Raw genomic sequence first — 21,615 nt, forward strand, 5'->3', positions numbered from 1 at the left:
CTAATGGGTCTCCTGTTGATGTTGCGTGTTGGATTCAACGTTGACCAGATGCTGTACAACTCGCTCCATCTTCATGAAGCGTGAACCTTTTACCAAAACGGTCGCACCTTGCGGTGCGGCCTGCTCCACCGCTGCATTGAGGGCAGCGATATCGTCGAAATGCCGTGCCTGTGCGCCGAAGGCCGCGACGGCGTGCCTGCTCAGTTCGCCCAACGCGAAGAACATCGGGATGCCGCGGCTGTGCGCATAGGCGCCGATCTCGGCGTGGAATTGCGGCCCCTGGTCGCCGACCTCGCCCATGTCGCCCAGCACCAGCACGCGTGGACCGCTGATGGCGGCCAGCACGTCGATGGCGGCGCGCACCGAATCGGGGTTGGCGTTGTAGGTGTCGTCGATCACCAGGGCTCCGCTGACGGCCTGCTTGCGTTGCAGGCGGCCATTGACCGGGGCAAAGCTTTCCAGGCCGCGCACCACGGCCTCGACCGCGATGCCGGCACCCAGTGCGCAGGCAACTGCCGCCAGCGCATTGCGGACATTGTGTTCACCCACGGCGGCCAGCTCGAGCTTGAACTGTGCCGGGGGAACGGCCAGCCCCTTGACGGTGACCTGCAGGCTGCTGCCGAACGTGCCGGCCTGATAGGTAGCGCTGACATCGGCTTGCGGCGTGAGGCCGAAGCTCAGTACGCGCCGCGCGCCGGCCTCTTCGCGCCAGAGGGCGGTGAAGTCGTCGTCGGCCGGGAATACGGCCACGCCATCGGCCGGCAAGTGACGGATCACGGCGCCGTTTTCACGCGCGACTGCTTCCACGCTGGCCATGAATTCCTGGTGCTCGCGCTGGGCATTGTTGACCAGGCCCAGCGTCGGCGAAGCGATGCGAGAGAGGACCGCGATCTCGCCCGGATGGTTCATGCCCATCTCGATGACGGCAGCCTGATGCTGGTCGCGTAGGCGGAACAGGGTCAGCGGCACGCCGATCTCGTTATTGAAGTTGCCACGCGTGCCCAGGTAGCCGTCTTCACCGAAGGCGGCGGCCAGGATCGCGGCGATCATTTCCTTGACCGTGGTCTTGCCGTTGCTGCCGGTCACGCCGATGACCGGGATCCCGCGGCGGTGACGCCAGCCATGGGCGATCTGGCCCAGCGCGGCGCGGCTGTCCGGCACCACGATGGCCGGCAGTGTCAAGCCCGGCGGTACGCGTTCGACCACGACGGCGGAAGCACCCTGGGCGGCCACGGCATCAAGGAAGTCGTGCGCATCGAAACGCTCGCCGCGCAGCGCCACAAACACGTTGCCGGGCTTGACCGCCCGGCTGTCGGTGACGACGTCGTTGAGGATCAGTTCACCGGCCGGCGCATTGATTACGCCAGGCACCGTATGGGCCGAGGCCGCCGCCTCGGCGGCGCGAATCCATTCCAGCATCTGGCTGAAGTCGAACCGCATCATGCGCCCCCCATCATGGTGGAGCGCGCAGCCAGCGCCAGGGCGACATGGTCGGCGTCGAGGAAGGGCAACTTCTTGCCGGCGATTTCCTGGTAGGCCTCATGGCCCTTGCCGGCCAGCAGGACCACATCCGCCTTGGTGGCGTGGCGGATGGCCCACAGGATGGCGCCGGCGCGGTCGGCCAGCAGCACCGGTTCCACGCGGCTCATGCCGGCACGGATCTGTTCGATGATGGCTTGCGGGTCTTCGCTGCGCGGATTGTCGCTGGTCAGCACCACATGGTCGGCCTGCTCGGCGATCTGGCCCATCTGCGGGCGCTTGCCCGGATCACGATCGCCCCCGCAGCCGAACACGCACCACAGCTGGCCGCCGCGCTGGGTAGCGACCTGACGCAGCGCGGACAGGGTCTTGTCCAGCGCATCGGGGGTATGCGCGTAATCGATCACGATCAGTGGCACGTCCGGCCCGCCGAACTGTTGCATGCGGCCGGGCGCGGGCGTCAGGGCGGCAGCGGCCGCCACGACGGCGTCCCAGGCCAGTCCTTGCGTCAGCAGCACGCCCATGATGCCCAGCACATTGCTGACATTGAAGCGGCCCACCAGCTGGGTCTTCACCTGGCCGCTGCCGAAGGGCGAATCGACATGGAACACGGTACCGGCATGGCTGCTGCGCAACTGGCTGGCGCGCAGCGTGGGAATACCGGCCGCCTGGGCGTCAGCCTCTTCGGCCAGCGCGTAGCCGATCACCGGCACCTGGCGACCCGCCAGCAAGGGCAGCAGGCGCAGGCCCATGGGATCGTCCAGATTGAGCACGGCGTGCTTCAGGCCGGGCCACTGGAACAACTTGCGCTTGGCGTCTTCATAGGTCTGCATGTCACCATGGAAATCCAGGTGATCACGCGTGAAATTGGTGAACAGGGCGACATCCACATGCATGCCGTTCATGCGCCCTTGTGCCAGCCCGATCGAGGAAGCCTCGATGGCCAGCGCCGTGACGCGCCCCTGGGCCAGCCGGGACAGGCTGCGCTGCAGCAGCACGGCGTCCGGGGTGGTGTAGCCGGTCACATCAAAGCCCTGCTGCTTGCCACCGACGAAGCTGCCCACGCCCAGGGTGCCGATCACGCCGGCATTGCTGATGGCCGGCAGGCGCGACAGGGCGCTACCCAGCCACCAGGCGCAGGAGGTCTTGCCGTTGGTGCCGGTGACAGCCACGGTCAGCATGCCCTGGTCAGGCTGCCCATACCAGGCGGCGGCGATCTCGCCGGCCTGCGCCTTGAGATCGGGCACGGCCAGGTGCGGTTCGTCGACCTCTTGCGGCCAAGTGTAGCCCTCGGCTTCATAGACGACCGCAGCCGCACCGCGCTCGACGGCATCGGCGATATAGGAGCGTCCATCGGCGTCGCCCACGTAGGCGAAGAAGACGTCGCCCGGCGCCACACGACGCGAATCGGACGTCAGTTGCGCAGACGGAGCCGCCTGGCGCAGCCAGGCGAGTATGTCTTGCAGGCTCAGAACGCGCTTGGACATTACATGCTCTCCTCAAGCGGTTCTTTGGGAATGATGATGTTGGTCACGCTGGAGTCCGGCGGCACGTTCAATGCTCGCAAGGCATTGGCGGCCACGTTGGCGAACACCGGGCCGGCCACCGGGCCGCCATAGTGCTGCCCTTGCGGCTCGTCGATCATGACCGAGATGATCAGGCGCGGGTCCGACATGGGGGCGATGCCCGAGAAGGACGCCACATACTTGCGCACATACTTGCCGCCCTCGATCTTGTAGGCGGTACCGGTCTTGCCACCCACGCGATAACCCGGCACCTGGGCCTGGGGCGCGGTACCACCGGGGGCAACCACGGTTTCCAGCATGCGGCGCATCTGCAGGGCGGTATCGGCCGAGATCACGCGCTGGCCAATGGGAGAGTCGGTGACCTTGGTGAAGGACAGCGGAATGATGTCGCCATTGCGGGCGAAGATCAGGTAGGCATGCGCCAGCTGGATCAGCGATACCGAGATACCGTGACCATAGCTCATGGTGGCCTGTTCGATCGGACGCCAGGACTTGTACGGACGCACGCGGCCGGCCACGGCACCCGGGAAGCCGAACTTGGGCTGCTGGCCGAAGCCGACCGTGGTGAACATTTCCCACATCTCTTCGGGCGGCATGCCCAGGGCGATCTTGGCGGTACCGATGTTGGACGATTTCTCGATGATCTGGGCCACCGTCAGCGGGCCATGGGCATGCGAGTCGCCGATGGTGGCGGTGCCGATGGTCATCTTGCCGGGCGCGGTCTGGAACACGGTGGAGGGTGTGACGCGATGGGTGTCCAGTGCCAGCGCCACGGTGAACGGCTTGAGCGTCGAGCCCGGTTCGAAGGTATCGGTCACCACCCGGTTGCGCAGCTGCGCACCGGTCAGCACCGAGCGGTCGTTGGGGTTGTAGGTGGGCAGGTTGGCCAGTGCCAGCACTTCGCCGGTCTTGGCGTCGACCACGATGATGCCGCCGGCCTTGGCCTTGAACTTCTCCACCGCTTCCTTCAGTTGGGTGAAGGCGATGTACTGGATCTTGCTGTCGATGGACAGGGTCAGGTCGCGGCCGTCATGCGGTTCGCGGATGGATTCGATGTCCTCCACCACGCGGCCCAGGCGGTCCTTGATGACGCGCCGGCTGCCGGTCATGCCGGCCAGGGTCTTCTGGGCGGCCAGTTCCATGCCGTCCTGCCCGGCATCTTCGATGTTGGTGAAGCCGACCACGTGCGCCATCACCTCGCCCTCGGGGTAGAAGCGCTTGTATTCCTTGCGGGTTTCCACGCCGGGGATGCCCAGCTTGACGATCTTGTCGGCGGTATCCTGCTCGACCTGGCGTTTCAGGTAGACGAAGCTGCGATCCGAATCCAGCTTCTTGCGCAGCTCGGCATCGCTCATCTCCAGCAGCTTGGCCAGTTGCACCAGCTTGTCCTTGGGCGCGGCCTGGACGTCGTCGGGAATGGCCCAGATCGCCTTGACCGGCACCGACGAGGCCAGCACCTGACCATTGCGGTCGGTGATCTTGCCGCGCGTGGCGGGCAGTTCCAGGGTACGCGCGTAGCGCGAGGCGCCCTGCTTCTGCAGGAAGTCGGTGGACACGCCCTGCAGCCACAAGGCCCGTACGATCAGGGCGACAAAGGCCACGAACAGCACGAACAGCACGAAGCGCGAGCGCCATGCCGGCAACTTGACCTGCAGGATGGGATTGGAGGAGAAGGCCACGCCCTTGGAAGCCGCCACGCGGCTGCCTGCCAGGTTGGGACGCGGAGGCATCTTGGTCATTGCGCCCCCACGGTGAGGTATTGGGTGCGGGCGGCGGTGACCGGCATCATGTTCAGGTCACGCCGTGCCAGTTCCTCGATGCGGGCGTTCTTGCCCAGGGTGGACTGGTCCAGTTGCAATTGCGCCCAGTCGACATCAAGCTGGCGAGCCGCGCTCTGGGCGCGCTCAAGCTCGATGAACAGGCTGCGTGCCTTGTACTGGGCGCTCACCACCGATAGCGCGCACGCCACCAGCAGGGCCGTCAGCAGCAGGCACAGGCGGCCGGTCACGCAGCCACTCCAGCGGCAGGTGCCACGATCAGCTCCAGGCCGCGCATCACCGCCGAGCGCGCACGCGGATTGGATTCGACTTCAGCCGCGCTGGGCATGACCCGCGGCAGCAGGCGTGCAGGGGCCTGCGGCAGGTCGATCGCACGAATCGGCAGGCGGCGGTCGGGCTGCGGTGCATGGGCCTTGGATGCCATGAACTGCTTGACGATGCGATCTTCCAGCGAGTGAAAGCTGATCACAACCAATCTCCCGTGCTGCGCCATCTGACGGAACGCTTTTTCCAGTCCTACCTCGAGTTCTTCAAGCTCTTGATTGACGAAAATCCGTACAGCCTGAAATGTGCGAGTGGCCGGATCTTTGCCTTTCTCGCGGGTTTTGACGGCCTGTGCCACGAGCGCGGCAAGCTGTCGTGTGCTTGAAATTGGCTGGATTGCCCGGCCAGCAACAATCTTCTTTGCAATCTGAAGAGCAAACCGTTCTTCCCCATAATCACGTATCACCTTTGCAATCTGCTGTTCGTCTGCCGTTGCCAGCCAATCCGCTGCCGACATGCCACGCGTGGTATCCATGCGCATGTCCAGCGGGCCATCCAAGCGAAAACTGAAGCCGCGCGCGGCGTCATCCACCTGCGGCGACGAAATACCCAAATCCATCAACACCCCGTCGACCTGCGCAATGCCGCGTTCGGCAAGCGCCTGGTCCATGGTCGCGAAGCTGTCATGCACGATCTCGAAGCGTGCATCATCGATCTTCTGCGCCGTGGCAATGGCCAACGGGTCCTTATCAAATGCGATCAGACGGCCCTGCGGGCCCAACCTGGAGAGGATGGCGCGGCTATGACCGCCGCGACCGAAGGTACCGTCCAGATAAACGCCGTTGGCGCGCTCGCCCTCGATGGCCAGCGCGTCCACGGCTTCTTCCAACAGCACGGTGCGGTGCTGCAGCTCGGGCACCGGTTGCAGATTCATCTTGTCCGGCCGTCAGAAGGAAAAATTACTCAACACATCCGGCATACCGCCCGCCACAGCCTCGGCTTCACTTTCAGCCAGCTTGACGGCATCCCAGATTTCGAAATGGCTACCCATGCCCAGCAACATCACGTCGCGCTGCAAACCAACGGCGGCGCGCAACTCCGGCGCGATCAGGATGCGGCCGGCACTGTCGAGCTCCACATCCTGGGCATTGCCCAGGAAGATGCGCTGCCAGGCACGGGCCGACATCGGCCAGTTGGCGATCTGCTCACGATGCGTCTCCCAGGTCGGGCGAGGGAAGAACAGCAGGCAACCATGCGGATGGCGCGTCACGGTGGCGCGCCCTTCGCACTGCACAATCAGGGCGTCACGATGCTTGGCCGGAATGGTCATCCGTCCTTTGGCATCGAGATTGAGTGCTGACGCGCCTTGGAACACTGTTTTTTCCTTCGCCTCTGGCGAGTGAGATTGCTGATCGGGTGTGGTGTCACCTTAGGCAAATGCAAATGAATCCACAAAATGCCCCACAAAAAAACACTTTTTGACACTGCCGCCCACTTTAGAGGATGCACTATTGCAGGTCAAGCGGTATACACAGGGAAAAACGGCGATTTTGCTAATAAAGTCAAAGACTTAGCGCACTTCCTTAAAACAGCGTTTTCAGAAGTTTTTCGAAGAAAATGAAGGACTTAGCATTTACATTGAAGGTGCAACCTGAGCTTTACACATGTGTTTATCGTCAGAATTGCGTAACTACGCGGATTTGCGCGGCATGGAAGAGCTGGCGTGCGCGATTTCGGGGCGGTGACCGGGGCGCTCGAAAAGAGCTCTCGCCACCCTCCGATTTTGCGAGTGCAAAGAGAAAGCGACATGGATTTTGCACTGCAACTTTAGTTCCCCGGAAGCTCGCCGATCGCGCACTGAAACGATAAAAAAACCAATCCGGGACGTCGGCCGCGATCAGACACGAACAGCCGATGAAGAAAACAGAGTCGCCAATGCCCGACGAAATGGGCGACGAAATGGAGGATGTGCCGGCGCGTGAGCACAGTTCTTGATCAAATTCTTCATCAAATGAATGCCCTGACGCGTTTTTGTTTTGACTTCGGCGGCGACCACCTTTTACTATCCGTGTCTTTGGGGAGATCGATACACCAAAACGGGGCCTCCACGGTCCGTTCAACGGTGCTGAAAAGCAGGTCGATTTTTTTCAATCAAGGTCGGTCAAGACCAGGTCAAATCGGCTGAAAACGCAGATAGGGCTTGCGAATCCGCCTCATTCCAGTGCTAAAATCTGGGCACCTTAACAGTGAAAGGAATTTAAAAGTGAACAAATCTGAATTGGTTGACGTTATCGCCGCCGACACCGAAATCTCCAAGGCAGCAGCTCAGCGCGCGCTGGACTCCGTCATCGAGAACATCATCAAGGCCGTGACCAAGGGCGATACCGTGCAATTGGTCGGCTTCGGTTCCTTCTCCACCGGCAAGCGCGCTGCCCGTACCGGCCGCAACCCGCAAACCGGCGAAGAAATCAAGATCGCCGCTGCAACCACCGTGAAGTTCTCGGCTGGCAAGGCTTTCAAGGAAGCCGTGAACAAGAAGAAGAAATAATTTCACGCATTTGAATGCCATGAAACAGATTCATGGCATTCAAATCGAGGCCGATCCACTCGGATCGGCCGTCCTCCCCCTCCACCGCCTTCCCTCCGCAGTACAGCCCCGCAGTAACGTCCCCGCAGTAGCACGCATCGTCAGCACAGTTCTCCGCACGCGCTGCACATACCGCCTCGCAAGTCCGATCCATCCCTTATCTCCGTTTGCCAAGGCAGAGCGTAGCTCCTAGAATTTTTTCGGTTTCATACGAACTCAATGCCGTTGCACCCGCGTTTTGTTCCCGTCTTCCGCAACATCCCATGACCTGCCGGCTGGTCCGGCGCACCCGAGGAGACCGTCGATGAATAGCCCCGCCCAACGCCCGCCGCTACCACCCTTCACTCGTGAGACCGCAGCCATGAAGGCTCGCGCCGCAGAAGACGCCTGGAATTCCTGCGACCCGCAACGCGTTTCGCTGGCCTATACCGAGGACAGCCGCTGGCGCAACCGTGCCGACTTCATCACCGGCCGCGCCGAGATCGTCACTTTCCTCACCCGCAAGTGGACCCGCGAACAGGATTACCGTCTGATCAAGGAAGTCTGGGCGCACGAAGGCAACCGCATCGCCGTGCGCTTCGCCTACGAATGGCACGACGATTCGGGACAATGGTACCGTTCCTACGGCAATGAGAACTGGGAATTCGACGAGCATGGCCTGATGCGGACCCGCCATGCTTCCATCAATGACCTGCCCATCAAGGAGTCCGAACGCAAGTTCCACTGGGACCGCTCGGCCCCGCGCCCGGCCGACCACCCCGGCCTGAGCGCACTGGGCCTCTAATCCGCAGAGGTGCGGCCAGGGCTGCTTGCTGGCTCAGGCGGCCAGGTCGGCCAGCGGATGCTGGTCTGGCGACCAGGGATCGGCAAAGAAGCCCTCCACCCATTCCGGCGTGGCAGCGCCCAGGGAAGCCGGATTCCATTGCGGTTTCTGGTCCTTCTCGATGATCAGCGCACGGATACCCTCGACGAAATCCGGCCGCGCCGCGCAGTGCAGCGACACCACGAATTCCAGCCGGAATACCTCGGCCAGCGACAAAGGACGCACCCGCTTCTGCAAGGCGTAACCTAGCCACGCCGAACCAGGCGACCCGGCGCGCAGGGTCGCCATGGCCTTGGTCAGCCAGGGATCATCGGTCTGCAGCGCGAGGATGCCGTCCACGATCTCCGGCAGGCTGGGCTGGCGGCACAGGGCCTCGATCTGGTCGTAATGCGTCCGCAGGTTGGACGGCGCAAACACCGCCGCCCCCTCCTGCACCGATGCGCCCTGCGCAGCCGCCAATACACGATCGAGCAACTCCGCATCACGCCCCTGGCCCCACGGCTGCTGCAGCAGGGCATCGATCACCGACTGCTTGGCCGACTGCGCCACCCGGTAGTCCGCCAGACCGGCAAAGAGCGCATCGTTGGCGTTCAGGTTGGCCCCGGTCAGCGCCAGGAACACCCCGGTCTTGCCCGGCATGCGCGCCAGGAACCAGCTGCCGCCCACGTCCGGGTACAGGCCGATGGTGATCTCCGGCATCGCCAGGCGCGACTTTTCAGTGACCACCCGATGGCTGCAACCGGCCATCAGACCGATGCCACCGCCCATGACGATGCCATGCCCCCAACACAGGATGGGCTTGGCGAAGCTGTGGATAAGATAATCCAGGCGATATTCCTGCTCGAAGAATTCGGCCGCGTAGTGATTGGCGCGGATGTCCTCGCGCTCCGGCGAGGCGTGATGTTCGCGCATGGAACGATAGAGTTGCTGCAGGTCGCCACCGGCGCAGAAGGCTTTTTCACCCTGCGCCTGCAGCAGCACCATCGCCACGCCAGGATCGGCCTGCCACCGCTGCAGTTGCGGCGTCAGCAGGCTCACCATCTCCAGCGAGATGGCATGCAGGGTCTTTTCGGAAGCGAGGGTGGCGATGCCGATGCGGCGGCCGTTGGCGGCTGTCAGTTCTTCGAACAGCACGGGTGCGGCTACTTGGTCCATGGGTCTCCTGGGGTCTCTTGCGCGAACCCGCAGTGCCCGCGGGCCGCAGTTTTTTAATGGAAGGAAATTCAGTGAAGCAGGCCGGTAGGCCGGATTCTGTTACGGCGGGAAACCCGCTATGACAGCCATTCCTCTAGGCGACGGATCACTCCGCCGCTCAAGCTTTCTACCCGCACGCTCCGCGAGCCACATCAACGCGTGCCTATTTGAAATTGCTCCGGGTGGAGGTTACCGCGTTTCACCGTAACTTAATACGCTCGTCTCTGTGGCCCTGTTCCTCGCCTTATACCGGCTTGCGCCGGCTTTCAGCGGACGGCCGTTAACCGTCACCCTGCTCTGTGGAGTCCGGACCTTCCTCCCGCCGCCTCCTTACGAAGGCGGCCAGCGGCTGTCTGGCCTGCATCGGGCGCTATTGTAGCGCAGCATCGCCCGGCGCCGGAGATTGCCGGTGCAAAACCCTTGTGCGCGAGCGCACAAGTTCATGCCGATTCGGCATGTGACACCCGGGCGCCTCTTAGGTAGTCTCCTGCTGATCCGCTGCAGCTAGTGCTGCGCGGTTCTTGACTGACTTCCACGAAACACCATGCATATCTGCGTATTGGGCGCCGGCGTAATCGGCGTGACCACTGCCTACCGCCTGCTCCAGGATGGCCACCAGGTCAGCCTGATCGATGCACACGACCAGCCCGGCGCCGGTACCAGCCAGGGCAATGGCGCCCAGCTCAGCTACTCCTACGTGGCGCCGCTGGCCGACCCCTCGGTCTGGACCAAATGGGCTTACTACATGTTCAGCAAGGAATCGCCGCTGACCATCAAACCCACCCTGAACGGCGCGCAATATCGCTGGCTGGCCGAATTCCTGCGCTGCTGCAACGCCGAGCGCGTGCGCCACACCACCCTCGACCTGCTGCAACTGGCCTTCTATAGCCGCGACCAGCTGACCCAGTGGAATGCCGGCCTGAACCTGTCCTTCGACTATCAGCGCTCCGGCAAGCTGGTGATGTTCACCGATGCCCAGGGACTGGAGTCGGCCGCTGCACAGGTACGCTTCCAGGCGCAATACGGTTGCCAGCAAGAAGTGCTGGGCGCGGCCGAATGCATCCGCATCGAGCCCGCATTGGGCCAGTCGCAACGCGACTGGGCCGGCGGCGTCTATACCCCCAGCGAGGAAGCCGGCGACTGCCCGCAGTTCTGCCGCGCACTGGTGGACGTCATGCAGGCCGACCCGAATTTCCGTTTCATCGGCGGCGCACGCGTGGACGCCGTACGGCGTGACGACCGTCAAGGCCAGGCCCTGCGTGCCGTCCAGGCCGGTGGCCAATGGCTTGAAGCCGACCGCTTCGTCCTGGCGCTGGGGGCCGACAGCACCGACTTCGCCCGCCTGCTCGACCTGCGCCTGCCGCTTTACCCCCTCAAGGGCTACAGCATCACCGTGCCGCTGGAGGACGACACCAGCCGCACAGCGGCGCCGCAGGTCTCCATCACCGACATCGCCCGCAAGATCGTCTACGCCCGCCTCGGCCAACGCCTGAGAGTGGCCGGCCGCATCGAACTGGTCGGCCAGGACCGCAGCATCCCGCGCCGTGCCATCGAAGAACTCAAGAACGGCATGCGCGAGCTTTTCCCCGCCTGCCGGCTCGGCGACGACGCCACGCTCTCGCCGTGGATGGGCTTCCGCCCGGCCACCCCGAGCGGGGTCCCCATCGTCGGCCGCTCACCGGTGAACAACCTCTATCTCAACATCGGCCAGGGTGCGCTGGGCTGGACCCTGGCCTGCGGCAGCGCAGCGCTGCTGGCCGACCAGATCGCCGGCCGCACCCGCGCCATCGACGACACGCCATTCCAGTACCGGGCCTGAAGAAGTTTCATGCGACGCCCCCGCAATCGGAATTAACATGGAGCCTCGCCAGCGCCCTGCTGGCCTGATCCATGGGAGACGAACGATGCGGGAAAACCGGCTGCGCACCCTCTTCGCGCAACAGCAACTAGCCCTCTCGGGCTGGATTTCGATGGGCAATTCACTGCTGGCCGAAGTGGTCGCGCACAGCGGCTACGATGCGGTCACGGTGGACCTGCAACACGGCCCCTTCTCCATCGAATCGGCCCTGCCGATGCTGCAGGCCATCTCCAGCACCGAGGCCGTGCCGCTGGTGCGCTGCTCCGAGAACAGCCTGGGCGAAATCAACAAGCTGCTCGATGCCGGCGCCTATGGCGTCATCTGCCCGCTGATCAACACCGCCGATGATGCCGAACGCTTCGTGCGCGCCTGCCACTACTCCCCCCGCGGCGGCCGCAGCTATGGCCCGGCGCGCGGCTTCCTGTATGGCGGGGCCGATTATTTCGCCCACGCCAACCAGACCATCCTCACGCTGGCCATGATCGAGACCCGAGAAGGCTACGCCAATGCCGAAGCGATCCTGCAGGTACCCGACCTGGACGGCATCTTCATCGGCCCCAGCGACCTGGCCATCGAACTCGGCCTGCCCCCGGACGCCTATGGCGACCAGCGTCTCAACGACGCCATCGATCATCTGCTGGCGCTGGCGCGCAAGCTGGGCAAGTACGTGGGAATCTTCGCCGGCACCATGGACATGGCGCAGCGCATGAAGGCGATCGGCATGGACCTGGTGGTGCCGGGCACCGACATCCAGCAGATCAAGGCCGAAGGGGCGAGACGTATCAGCGCCTTGCGCTGATACGTCGCTCAGGGCTGAGCCTGGCTCAGCCCCGCACCACCCGACCGAAGAACGGATAGTTGGGATCGTTGTAGCCATGCGTGGACGCATGCCCCGGCGTGACCAGGCTGTCCACCAGCGCCTCTTCCTCGGCCGTGATCTTCAGCTCGGCCGCATCGTAGTAATCCTCCATCTGCGCCAGCGTGCGCGGGCCGGCGATGACGCTGCTGATGGCCGAATTGGCCAGCACCCAGGCGGTGGCGAACTGGCCCAGCTTGATGCCGCGCTGCCCGCAGTGCTGCTGCAGGCGCTGCGCGATCAGCAGCGATTCTTCGCGGAATTCGGTTTCCATCATGCGCTTGTCGCCGCGTCCGGCACGGGTATCCTCGGCCGGCTTCTGGCCCGGCTGGTACTTGCCGGTCAGCACGCCACGCGCGATCGGGCTGTACGGCACCACGCCCAGGCCATAGTGTGCGCAGGCCGGCAGGATTTCCACTTCCGGCTGGCGGTTCAGCAGGTTGTAGTAAGGCTGGCAGACCAGCGGCAGCGGTACATTGTTCTTCTCACACAGGCGCGCAATCTCGGCGATGCGCCAGCCACGGAAGTTGGACACGCCAAAGCCGCGGATCTTGCCGGCGCGGATCAGGTCGCCCAGGGCCTGCACCGCCTCTTCCAGGTTCTCGTCCTGGTAGTCGCGGTGCATGTAGAGGATGTCCAGGTAATCGGTATCGAGACGCTTGAGGATGTTCTCGGTCTCGCGCACGATCCAGTTGCGCGAATAGTTGGACTCATTGGGCCGGTTGCTCATCGGATTGCCCAGCTTGCTGGCCAGCACCCACTCATGGCGCTGTCCGGCCAGCAGCTTGCCGACGATCTCCTCCGACTTGCCCTTGGTATAGACGTCGGCCGTGTCGATGAAATTGACGCCGTGTTCGCGGGCCGAGGCCACGATGCGGCCGGATTCCTGCAAGTCGGTCTGGTCACCGAACATCATGGAACCCAGGCACAGGGCCGATACCTTGAGGTTGCTCTTGCCGAGGCGACGATAGTGCATGCTGTCTCCGAATCGAAAAATGGGTGTGGATAAGTTAAATGCAACCGATCATTCTAGCGCCGTGCCGCCGCACCCGCCGGGGACTCACAGCATCGGCGCTTCTTCTTCCTGCCAGCGCCGCTTGTCGCGCAAGGGCGGCGCACCGAACAGACGGCTGTATTCGCGACTGAACTGCGACGAGCTCTCGTAACCGACCCGATGCGCCGCCGTCGCCACGCTGGCGTCGGCCGTCAGGATCAGCTTGCGCGCTTCCTGCAGGCGCAGGTTCTTCTGGTATTGCAAGGGACTCATGGCCGTCACCATCTTGAAGTGATGATGCAGCGACGACACGCTCATGTGCACCTCGCGCGCCACGTCCTCGATGCGCAAGGCCTGGTCGTAACCGTCCTTGATCAGGCGGATGGCCTTGGCCACGCGGTTCATCTGGCTGTCCTGCAGCACCGTCTGGCGCAGCAGCGCACCCTGCCCGTTCATCAGCAGCCGGTACAGGATTTCACGCCGTATCATCGGCGCCAGGATGGCCACGTCACGTGGCGACTCGTGCAGGCGCAAGAGTCGCAAGACGGCATCCAGCAGTTCGACGTCGAGCCGGTTCACGTACAGCCCGCGGGCCGCGCCCTCTGTGAGATGGGCGGCCGCCGGCAGGTTCTCGTCACCGATCAGTTCACCGATCTCCTGGGTATCCAGTTCCAGCCGCAGGCCGAGATAGGGCTCATCGGGACTGGTCACCATCACCTTGCCCACCACCGGCAGATCCACCGAAGCCACCAGGTAGTGCATGGGATCGTATTCGTAGATTTCATCCCCCACGAAGATGCGCTTGGAACCCTGCGCGATCACCGCGAAGACCGGCTTCTGCACCGCGTGCTTGGGGCCGGTGGGGCAGGTGATGCGATAGATTTCCAGGTCGGGGATGGCGGTGGCCAGCATGCCTTCGCTGCCGGCGGTATAGCGCTCCAGCAGCTGCAGCAACTCCTGCTGCATGGCGTGGAAACGAGCATCGGCGGCCAGGTCGGCCTCGGACCGGGTGGGCGCCACCGAGGTGGGCGAGCTGTCATGCTCCAGCAAGAGCAAGGGCGCGGAATCCTGGACAGCGTGCAGATCGAGATCCATGGTGTTCTCTCAACAAGGGACAAGCGGCAGCTTAACGCTCGCGCAGCGCTGCCTGATTCTCCGGCAATCACACGCGGAGGATCAGGCAAGAAGTTTGCAGAATCAGGTATGCCCGGCAGCGATTGGGCGCGATCATGATGAGGCCGTCACGGCAACATCGGCCCACATGCCGCACACACAGGCGACCCGGTGCGACGACCCAGAAAAAAGGAACAGAGAATCAGGCAGAAAATCGGCAGCTTTCGGCACGCGAAAACCTGCCACCCGCCTGCATAATCCTCGCCGAACCGATCATCAGGCAAACGTCAGAACACGCTCTCGGCGATGTTGTACTGCTCGACCACGGTGCGCACGGTGCTGACTTCAGGCTTCTTGACGAAGCTGCATTCGCTCTCTTCCATACCCATGGTGCAGGCCTTGTGCAGCGGGCAGGTGGCGAACAGCTCGGCCACCCAATCGACGAAGGCACGCACCTTGGGCGAGAGGTGACGGTTGTGCAGGTACACCACCGAGATCGGCATGGGCGCCGGCTTCCACTGCGAGAGCAGTTCGACCAGGCGGCCTTCCTCGATGTGGCGCGTCACCATGTACAGCGGCGCCTGCACCATGCCGAAGCCCTGCAGGGCGCATTCGACGTAGGCATCGGCCTCGTTGACCGAGAGCTTGCCATCCATCTTCACCTCGCGCGTGACACCGTCGACCACGAAATCCCAGTCAATGGTGCGGCCGGTGCGGCTGGAGAAGTAATGCACCGCCTTGTGCTGCTGCAGGTCCTCGATGGTATGCGGCACGCCGTGGCGCTCGAGGTAGGACGGTGCGGCACAGGTGACGGTCTGGAAGGTGCCGATGCGGCGCGCCACCATCGATGAATCCTGTAGCTCGCCGATGCGGATCACGCAGTCCACCGCCTCCTGCACCATATCCACCGGGCGGTCGCCCATGCCCATGACCAGTTCGATGTCGGGGTACTTGGTATAGAAGTCGCACAGGTTGGGCAGCAGCATGAGGCGCCCGACCGAGCCCGGCACATCGATGCGCAAGCGCCCCTGGGGCCCGCGCGTGACGTTGCGGAAGGATTGCTCGGTCTCGTCGACGTCAGCCAGGATGCGCACGCAGCGCTCGTAGTAGGCCGCGCCATCGGGCGTGAGACTGATGCGGCGCGTGGTGCGGTTCAGCAGACGCACCCGCAGCATGCTCTCCAGGCCCTGGATCAGGGTGGTGACGGTAGTGCGCGGCAGGTTCAGGTTGTCCGCAGCGCGCGTGAAGCTGTTGGCATCAACCACAGCGGTAAAGACTTGCATGGCCTGGAAACGGTCCATCGCTCTCTCCTAAGTGCCGGCGTCCGAGAACATCGGAGCGGCAAGCGGGGGCAGGACAAGCACAGGCAAGAGCAGGCACCGCCCCCGGCGCGCCGATTGCCCTGGTCCGGGCGGTCCCGGCGATACGGCCAGGCCCGCTCGAATTGAATCAATTTACAACAAATAACCGCCAATTACACAGCAACTGCGCGGCAACTACGTTCTTCTCCGCGCTATTGCACCAGAAAAATATTGGTGCGATCAGTCAGGAAATCCGTACTTGGCAGCCTCAGACACCCCAGAAAGGAGCCCCGCCATGACCGAACTTGTCATCGCGATTGTTCAGACCTACCGAACAGTGTTGTTGGATTATATGTGTTTATTCGCGACCCTGCTGTGCCGCACAATCCGTCTCATTCTTGGACAAGTGGCTTCGGCCCGGGCGCACATCATGCAAGCCTCGCATTCGCTGGATATCCGCAATTTCTTCGTTCCCGGCCCGCTGGGACGCATCCCCGTGCGCCTCTACCAGCCGGTGCAGGCCGCCGCCAAAGGCGAGCAGCGGGCGCTGGTGATGTACTTCCACGGTGGCGGTTTCACCAGCGGTTCGCTGGATGATGCCGACGCCCCGGCCAGCTTCATCGCCCATCACGGCCAGGCCGTGGTGCTGTCGGTAGGCTATGCGCTGGCACCGGCCAAACCCTTCCCGGCCGCCCCGGAAGACGCCTTCGCCGCCGCCAGCTGGGCCTGCAAGCACGCCGACGAACTCAATGTCGACCTCGACCGCATGGTGGTGGCCGGCGACGATGCCGGTGGCAGCCTGGCCGCCAGCCTCACCCTGATGACCCGCGACCGCTGCGGCAAGCCGCTGGCCGCGCAGGTGCTGATCAGCCCCATGCTGGATCCGAGCATGCGCCTGCTGGGCGATGCCGGCCGTCTGCAATCGGACCTCACTGCCGAAACCTGCGCCGCCAGCTATCGCCAGTACCTGCCCCAGACCATGCAGCGCCTGCACCCCTATGCCGCACCGCTGGAGGTGAGCCGCCTGGCCGGCCTGCCGCCGGCCTTCATTGCCACTGCCGAGCGCGACGTGCTCTGCCCGGAGGCCGAGAAGTACGCCTCCAGCCTGATCCGCGCCGGTGTGCCCACACAGGTCTCGCGCTTTGCCGGTATCACGCACGGCGCCCTGCGCACGCACCTGCCGCTGCTGAAAGAAATCGTCAATTTCCTGCGCTGTCGCTTCGCCAGCCTGCAACGCGACGAATCCGGTCACGACTTCATGCCCTTCAAGCTCCACCCCTCCACTCCATTCTGAGGATAAGAACATGCAAACTCCTGCTCCCCTGCGCAAGCGCTTCGCCCTTACTGCCACCGTCCTGGCCGTCATCGCCCTGTCGGTCGGCGGCGCCATCTCGGTGGTCGGCCTGTCGGCCAATGCCTCCACCGCCCCCACTGCAGCTGCTGCCGGCGCGCCGGTCGATGTGGCCGAAGTGGTCCAGCGCCAGATCATCGACTGGCAGTCCTACTCCGGCCGCATCGAAGCGGTCGACCGCGTCGAAGTGCGCCCCTTGGTCGGTGGCACGCTGACCGCCGTGCATTTCAAGGATGGCGCGCTGGTCAAGAAGGGCGATGTGCTCTTCACCATCGACCCGCGTCCCTATGAAGCGGAAGTGGCCCGCGCCGAAGCCCAACTGGCCGGCGCCGAAGCCCGTGCCGGTTACACCGCCACCGACCTGGCACGCGGCCAGCGCCTGCTGGGCGACAACGCCATCGCCAAGCGCGACTTCGAGGAAAAGCAGAACGCCGCCCGCGAAGCCTCAGCCAATGTCGCCGCCGCCCGCGCCGCCCTGCGCGCCGCCCGCCTGAACCTGGAATACACCCGCATCACCGCCCCAGTCTCGGGCCGCATCTCGCGCGCCGAAGTCACCCTGGGCAATGTGGTCACCCCGGGTGCGGCCAATGCCCCGCTGACCACCCTGGTTTCGGTGGCCAAGGTGTACGCCTCCTTCGACGTCGATGAACAGAGCTTCCTGAAATACGTCAACCCGGCCCGCGCCGCTGGCACCACCGTCCCGGTGGAACTGGGCCTGGCCAATGAGGACGCTTACTCCCGCAAGGGCCGCGTCGGCTCGGTGGACAACCGCCTGGACACCGCCTCCGGCACCATCCGCGTGCGCGCCGTGTTCGACAACGCCGACGGCCAGCTGGTCCCCGGCCTGTACGCCCGCGTACGCCTGGGTGGCGGCGAGCCGCATGCCGCCGTGCTGATCGATGAAAAGGCCGTCGGCACCGATCAGGACAAGCGCTTCGTAATGGTGGCCGACAAGGACAACCACGCCAACTACCGCCAGGTGGTGGTGGGTGCCGGCCATGACGGTCTGGTGGTCATCGAGAAGGGTCTGCAGCCGGGCGAACGCATCGTGGTCAACGGACTGCAACGCATCCGTCCGGGTGACGCCATCACCCCGACCGTGGTGCCGATGCAGGCCCAGGCTGCCAAGGCTGCCGACGCCGGCAAGGCCTGATCCCGCACGGACCTCTCTCGCATTCAAGGAAGAACAAGCCGCGGGGGCGCATCGCCCTCCCGCAAGGGCGGTTGCATCCCGACGGCTGACAAGGAACCTACATGAATATCTCTAAATTCTTCATCGACCGCCCGATCTTCGCGGGTGTGCTGTCGGTACTGCTCTTGCTGGGCGGCGTGCTGGCCATGCTGCAGCTGCCCATCTCGGAATATCCCGAAGTGGTGCCGCCCTCGGTGGTGGTGCGCGCGCAGTATCCCGGCGCCAACCCCAAGGTGATCGCCGAAACCGTGGCCTCGCCGCTGGAAGAGCAGATCAACGGCGTGGAAAACATGCTCTACATGCAGTCGCAGGCCAACAGCGACGGCAACCTCACCATCACCGTCAACTTCCGCCTGGGCGTGGACCCCGACAAGGCGCAGCAGCTGGTCCAGAACCGCGTCTCGCAAGCCCTGCCGCGCCTGCCGGAAGACGTGCAGCGCCTGGGTGTGACCACACTCAAGTCCTCGCCCACCCTGACCATGGTGGTGCACCTGACCTCGCCCGACAACCGCTACGACACCACCTACCTGCGCAACTACGCGGTCCTGAACGTCAAGGACCGCCTGGCACGCATCCAGGGCGTGGGTGAAGTGGGCCTGTTCGGCTCGGGCAACTACGCCATGCGCGTCTGGCTCGATCCCAACAAGGTGGCCCAGCGCGGCCTGACCGCCAGCGACGTGGTGCGCTCCATCCGCGAACAGAACGTGCAGGTGGCCGCCGGTGTGATCGGCGCCTCCCCCAGCGCGCCGGATACCCCGCTGCAGCTGTCGGTGAACGCGCAAGGCCGCCTGAAGACCGAAGGCGAATTCCGCGACATCATCCTGAAGGCCTCGCCGGACGGCGCCACCACCCGCCTGGGCGATGTCGCCCGGGTGGAACTGGCCGCCTCCGAATACGGCCTGCGCTCGCTGCTGGACAACAAGCCGGCCGTCGCCATCCCCATCTTCCAGGCTCCCGGCGCCAACGCGCTGGATGTCTCGACCCAGGTGCGCGCAGCGATGAAGGAACTGTCGGCCGACTTCCCCAGCTCGGTCAGCTACAGCATCGTCTATGACCCGACGCAGTTCGTGCGTGCCTCCATCGAAGCGGTGGTCCACACCCTGCTGGAAGCGATCGCCCTGGTGGTGATCGTGGTGATCATCTTCCTGCAGACCTGGCGTGCTTCCATCATTCCGCTGTTGGCGGTGCCGGTGTCCATCATCGGTACCTTCTCGCTGATGCTGGGCTTCGGCTACACCATCAATGCGCTGTCGCTGTTCGGCATGGTGCTGGCCATCGGTATCGTGGTCGATGACGCCATCGTGGTGGTCGAAAACGTCGAACGCAACATCGGCGCCGGCCTCTCGCCGCGTGACGCCACCTATCGCGCCATGCAGGAAGTGTCCGGCCCCATCATCGCCATTGCCCTGACACTGGTCGCGGTGTTCGTGCCGCTGGCCTTCATGACCGGCCTGACCGGCCAGTTCTACAAGCAGTTCGCGATGACCATTGCGATCTCCACCGTCATCTCGGCCTTCAACTCGCTGACCCTGTCCCCGGCTCTGGCCGCCCTGCTGCTCAAGGGTCATGGTGACAAGCCGGACTGGCTGACGCGCCAGATGGACCGCTTCCTGGGCGGCTTCTTCATCCGCTTCAACCGCTTCTTCAACCGCGCCTCCGACAACTACGGCACCGGCGTGACCGGCGTGATCAAGCGCAAGGGTGCCACCATGGGTGTCTACGTGGTGCTGCTGGCCGCGACCCTGGGCGTTTCCTACATCGTCCCCGGCGGCTTCGTGCCGGGCCAGGACAAGCAATACCTGGTGGCCTTCGCGCAACTGCCCAACGGTGCTTCGATTGACCGCAGCGAAGAAGTGATGCGCAAGATGAGCGACATCATGTTGAAGGAACCCGGTGTAGCCAGCGCCATTGCCTTCCCCGGCCTGTCCATCAACGGCTTCACCAACAGTTCCTCGGCCGGTATCGTCTTCGTGGGTCTGAAGCCCTTCGAAGAGCGCAAGAGCAAGGAGCTCTCGGGCAATGCCATCGCCGCGTCGCTGAACAAGAAGTTCGGCGGTATCAAGGAAGCCTTCACCGCCGTCTTCCCGCCGCCGCCGGTGATGGGCCTGGGTACCCTGGGTGGCTTCAAGATGCAGATCGAAGACCGTGACGCACTGGGCTACGCCGAACTGGACAAGGCCGCACAGGCCTTCATGAAGGCCGCCGCCAAGGAACCGGCGCTGGGTCCGATGTTCTCCAGCTACCAGATCAACGTGCCGCAACTGGATGTGGAACTGGATCGCGTCAAGGCCAAGCAGCTTGGCATCCCGGTGACCGACGTCTTCAACACCATGCAGATCTACCTCGGTTCGCTGTATGTGAACGACTTCAACCGCTTCGGCCGTGTCTACCAGGTCCGTGCCCAGGCCGACGCGCCCTTCCGCGCCAAGGCCGAGGACATCGCGCAACTGAAGACCCGCAACACTGCCGGCGAGATGGTGCCGCTGTCCTCGGTGGTGAAGGTCAAGCAGACCTTCGGCCCGGAAATGGTGGTGCGCTACAACGGCTACACCGCCGCCGACATCAACGGCGGCCCGGCCCCGGGTTACTCCTCGGACCAGGCCCAGGCCGCCGCCGAACGCGTGGCTGCAGCAACCCTGCCGCGTGGCATCAAGTTCGAATGGACCGACCTGACCTACCAGAAGATCCTCGCAGGCAATGCCGGCGTGTGGGTGTTCCCGATCAGCGTGCTGCTGGTGTTCCTGGTGCTGGCCGCCCTGTATGAAAGCCTGACCCTGCCGCTGGCCGTGATCCTGATCGTCCCCATGAGCATCCTGGCCGCCCTGACCGGCGTCTGGCTGACCCGTGGCGACAACAACATCTTCACCCAGATCGGCCTGATGGTCCTGGTGGGCCTGTCGGCGAAGAACGCCATCCTGATCGTGGAATTCGCCCGCGAACTGGAGATGCAAGGCCGTACCGCCGTACAAGCCGCCATCGAAGCCAGCCGCCTGCGTCTGCGCCCGATCCTGATGACCTCGATCGCCTTCATCATGGGTGTGGTGCCGCTGGTGACCTCCTCTGGCGCCGGTTCGGAAATGCGCCATGCGATGGGCATCGCGGTGTTCTTCGGCATGCTGGGCGTGACCCTGTTCGGTCTGTTCCTGACCCCGGTGTTCTACGTCCTGCTGCGCACCATCGACCGCCGCCAGCTGCACTCGGCCTCGCATCATGAAGCCCCGATGACCGCCGGTTCGCATGTGCCGCAGGTGAGCCACGCCGCCCCCGGCCCGCAGGATGATCGCTGATCCCCGGATCAG

At 64.1% G+C, this 21,615-nt stretch carries 17 protein-coding genes, 1 other RNA gene and 1 pseudogene; 8 read left to right on the plus strand and 11 right to left on the minus strand.

Features of this window, described 5'->3' with window-relative positions:
* From murF to mraZ, 6 genes are read right to left on the minus strand one after another with little or no spacing between them, the layout of a single operon-like run.
* Positions 1 to 1,443 carry a UDP-N-acetylmuramoyl-tripeptide--D-alanyl-D-alanine ligase gene (murF, locus tag BTM36_RS07800; protein WP_077235809.1) on the minus strand — a complete coding sequence of 481 codons (1,443 nt, stop codon included), beginning with the start codon at positions 1,441 to 1,443 and terminating at the stop codon, positions 1 to 3.
* Positions 1,440 to 2,966 (minus strand): UDP-N-acetylmuramoyl-L-alanyl-D-glutamate--2,6-diaminopimelate ligase, encoded by a 1,527-nt coding sequence (locus BTM36_RS07805; RefSeq protein ID WP_077235810.1) that lies wholly within the window; start codon positions 2,964 to 2,966, stop codon positions 1,440 to 1,442. The genes murF and BTM36_RS07805 overlap by 4 nt, the downstream gene beginning before the upstream one ends.
* Entirely contained in the window at positions 2,966 to 4,744 is a 1,779-nt protein-coding gene (locus BTM36_RS07810) for a penicillin-binding protein 2 (protein ID WP_006465514.1), read from the minus strand. The genes BTM36_RS07805 and BTM36_RS07810 overlap by 1 nt, the downstream gene beginning before the upstream one ends.
* Entirely contained in the window at positions 4,741 to 5,013 is a 273-nt protein-coding gene (gene ftsL / locus BTM36_RS07815; RefSeq protein WP_077235811.1) for a cell division protein FtsL, read from the minus strand. The genes BTM36_RS07810 and ftsL overlap by 4 nt, the downstream gene beginning before the upstream one ends.
* Complete coding sequence (gene rsmH, locus BTM36_RS07820; RefSeq protein ID WP_006465512.1) at positions 5,010 to 5,981, minus strand: 16S rRNA (cytosine(1402)-N(4))-methyltransferase RsmH; 972 nt, start codon at positions 5,979 to 5,981, stop codon at positions 5,010 to 5,012. The genes ftsL and rsmH overlap by 4 nt, the downstream gene beginning before the upstream one ends.
* Positions 5,982 to 5,993: 12 nt before the next feature.
* Positions 5,994 to 6,422 carry a division/cell wall cluster transcriptional repressor MraZ gene (gene mraZ / locus BTM36_RS07825; RefSeq protein WP_006465511.1) on the minus strand — a complete coding sequence of 143 codons (429 nt, stop codon included), beginning with the start codon at positions 6,420 to 6,422 and terminating at the stop codon, positions 5,994 to 5,996.
* 81 nt (positions 6,423 to 6,503) lie between these two features.
* Between mraZ and BTM36_RS28285 the strand changes: the two genes are divergently transcribed.
* The 3 genes from BTM36_RS28285 to BTM36_RS07835 all read left to right on the plus strand — a co-directional run bounded on the left by BTM36_RS28285 (position 6,504) and on the right by BTM36_RS07835 (position 8,418).
* Positions 6,504 to 6,668 carry a hypothetical protein gene (locus tag BTM36_RS28285; RefSeq protein WP_168189756.1) on the plus strand — a complete coding sequence of 55 codons (165 nt, stop codon included), beginning with the start codon at positions 6,504 to 6,506 and terminating at the stop codon, positions 6,666 to 6,668.
* A 642-nt stretch (positions 6,669 to 7,310) separates the two neighbouring features.
* The gene (locus tag BTM36_RS07830; protein ID WP_006465510.1) at positions 7,311 to 7,595 is read left to right on the plus strand and encodes an HU family DNA-binding protein; all 285 of its coding nucleotides are present in this window, start codon (positions 7,311 to 7,313) and stop codon (positions 7,593 to 7,595) included.
* Between the two features lie 343 nt (positions 7,596 to 7,938).
* Entirely contained in the window at positions 7,939 to 8,418 is a 480-nt protein-coding gene (locus BTM36_RS07835) for a nuclear transport factor 2 family protein (RefSeq protein ID WP_077235812.1), read from the plus strand.
* A gap of 33 nt (positions 8,419 to 8,451) precedes the next feature.
* Here BTM36_RS07835 and BTM36_RS07840 read toward each other — a convergent pair whose 3' ends face one another.
* Together BTM36_RS07840 and rnpB are read right to left on the minus strand one after the other, a co-directional pair.
* Complete coding sequence (locus BTM36_RS07840; protein WP_077235813.1) at positions 8,452 to 9,612, minus strand: enoyl-CoA hydratase/isomerase family protein; 1,161 nt, start codon at positions 9,610 to 9,612, stop codon at positions 8,452 to 8,454.
* A 69-nt stretch (positions 9,613 to 9,681) separates the two neighbouring features.
* An RNA gene (rnpB, locus tag BTM36_RS07845) (RNase P RNA component class A) lies at positions 9,682 to 10,016 on the minus strand.
* Positions 10,017 to 10,195: 179 nt separating this feature from the next.
* Here rnpB and BTM36_RS07850 point away from each other — a divergent pair.
* Positions 10,196 to 11,470, plus strand: a complete 1,275-nt coding sequence (locus BTM36_RS07850; protein WP_077235814.1) for a D-amino acid dehydrogenase — start codon at positions 10,196 to 10,198, stop codon at positions 11,468 to 11,470.
* An 85-nt stretch (positions 11,471 to 11,555) separates the two neighbouring features.
* A complete protein-coding gene (locus BTM36_RS07855; protein ID WP_006465506.1) occupies positions 11,556 to 12,308 on the plus strand; it encodes an HpcH/HpaI aldolase/citrate lyase family protein in 753 nt (250 codons plus the stop codon).
* Positions 12,309 to 12,333: 25 nt separating this feature from the next.
* Here the strand turns inward: BTM36_RS07855 and BTM36_RS07860 are convergent, their stop codons facing one another.
* The 3 genes and pseudogenes from BTM36_RS07860 to BTM36_RS07870 form a co-directional block, all read right to left on the minus strand.
* Positions 12,334 to 13,341 carry an aldo/keto reductase gene (locus tag BTM36_RS07860; protein ID WP_077235815.1) on the minus strand — a complete coding sequence of 336 codons (1,008 nt, stop codon included), beginning with the start codon at positions 13,339 to 13,341 and terminating at the stop codon, positions 12,334 to 12,336.
* Positions 13,342 to 13,425: 84 nt separating this feature from the next.
* On the minus strand, positions 13,426 to 14,454 hold the full coding sequence (locus tag BTM36_RS07865) for an AraC family transcriptional regulator (protein ID WP_077235816.1): 1,029 nt from the start codon (positions 14,452 to 14,454) through the stop codon (positions 13,426 to 13,428).
* A 422-nt stretch (positions 14,455 to 14,876) separates the two neighbouring features.
* Positions 14,877 to 15,773 (minus strand): annotated as a pseudogene (locus BTM36_RS07870) (LysR family transcriptional regulator); the annotation flags it as partial.
* 430 nt (positions 15,774 to 16,203) lie between these two features.
* On the opposite strand from BTM36_RS07870, the gene BTM36_RS07875 reads away from it, so the two are divergent.
* From BTM36_RS07875 to BTM36_RS07885, 3 genes are all read left to right on the plus strand, one after another.
* Complete coding sequence (locus tag BTM36_RS07875; RefSeq protein ID WP_006464056.1) at positions 16,204 to 17,067, plus strand: alpha/beta hydrolase; 864 nt, start codon at positions 16,204 to 16,206, stop codon at positions 17,065 to 17,067.
* Positions 17,068 to 17,077: 10 nt separating this feature from the next.
* Entirely contained in the window at positions 17,078 to 18,277 is a 1,200-nt protein-coding gene (locus tag BTM36_RS07880; RefSeq protein WP_077235818.1) for an efflux RND transporter periplasmic adaptor subunit, read from the plus strand.
* Between the two features lie 101 nt (positions 18,278 to 18,378).
* Entirely contained in the window at positions 18,379 to 21,603 is a 3,225-nt protein-coding gene (locus BTM36_RS07885; RefSeq protein ID WP_006464058.1) for an efflux RND transporter permease subunit, read from the plus strand.
* Positions 21,604 to 21,615: the final 12 nt, after the last annotated feature.

Source organism: Herbaspirillum sp. VT-16-41 (genome assembly GCF_001994935.1).
In the GTDB taxonomy this organism is placed as follows: domain Bacteria; phylum Pseudomonadota; class Gammaproteobacteria; order Burkholderiales; family Burkholderiaceae_D; genus Herbaspirillum; species Herbaspirillum frisingense.

Coding starts and splice junctions, on each gene's coding strand:
- murF (WP_077235809.1), bottom strand. CDS start 1,443: ATGATGCGGTTCGACTTCAGCCAGATGCTGGAATGGATTCGCGCCGCC.
- BTM36_RS07805 (WP_077235810.1), bottom strand. CDS start 2,966: ATGTCCAAGCGCGTTCTGAGCCTGCAAGACATACTCGCCTGGCTGCGC.
- BTM36_RS07810 (WP_006465514.1), bottom strand. CDS start 4,744: ATGACCAAGATGCCTCCGCGTCCCAACCTGGCAGGCAGCCGCGTGGCG.
- rsmH (WP_006465512.1), bottom strand. CDS start 5,981: ATGAATCTGCAACCGGTGCCCGAGCTGCAGCACCGCACCGTGCTGTTG.
- BTM36_RS28285 (WP_168189756.1), top strand. CDS start 6,504: ATGCCCCACAAAAAAACACTTTTTGACACTGCCGCCCACTTTAGAGGA.
- BTM36_RS07835 (WP_077235812.1), top strand. CDS start 7,939: ATGAATAGCCCCGCCCAACGCCCGCCGCTACCACCCTTCACTCGTGAG.
- BTM36_RS07840 (WP_077235813.1), bottom strand. CDS start 9,612: ATGGACCAAGTAGCCGCACCCGTGCTGTTCGAAGAACTGACAGCCGCC.
- BTM36_RS07850 (WP_077235814.1), top strand. CDS start 10,196: ATGCATATCTGCGTATTGGGCGCCGGCGTAATCGGCGTGACCACTGCC.
- BTM36_RS07855 (WP_006465506.1), top strand. CDS start 11,556: ATGCGGGAAAACCGGCTGCGCACCCTCTTCGCGCAACAGCAACTAGCC.
- BTM36_RS07860 (WP_077235815.1), bottom strand. CDS start 13,341: ATGCACTATCGTCGCCTCGGCAAGAGCAACCTCAAGGTATCGGCCCTG.
- BTM36_RS07865 (WP_077235816.1), bottom strand. CDS start 14,454: ATGGATCTCGATCTGCACGCTGTCCAGGATTCCGCGCCCTTGCTCTTG.
- BTM36_RS07875 (WP_006464056.1), top strand. CDS start 16,204: ATGCAAGCCTCGCATTCGCTGGATATCCGCAATTTCTTCGTTCCCGGC.
- BTM36_RS07880 (WP_077235818.1), top strand. CDS start 17,078: ATGCAAACTCCTGCTCCCCTGCGCAAGCGCTTCGCCCTTACTGCCACC.
- BTM36_RS07885 (WP_006464058.1), top strand. CDS start 18,379: ATGAATATCTCTAAATTCTTCATCGACCGCCCGATCTTCGCGGGTGTG.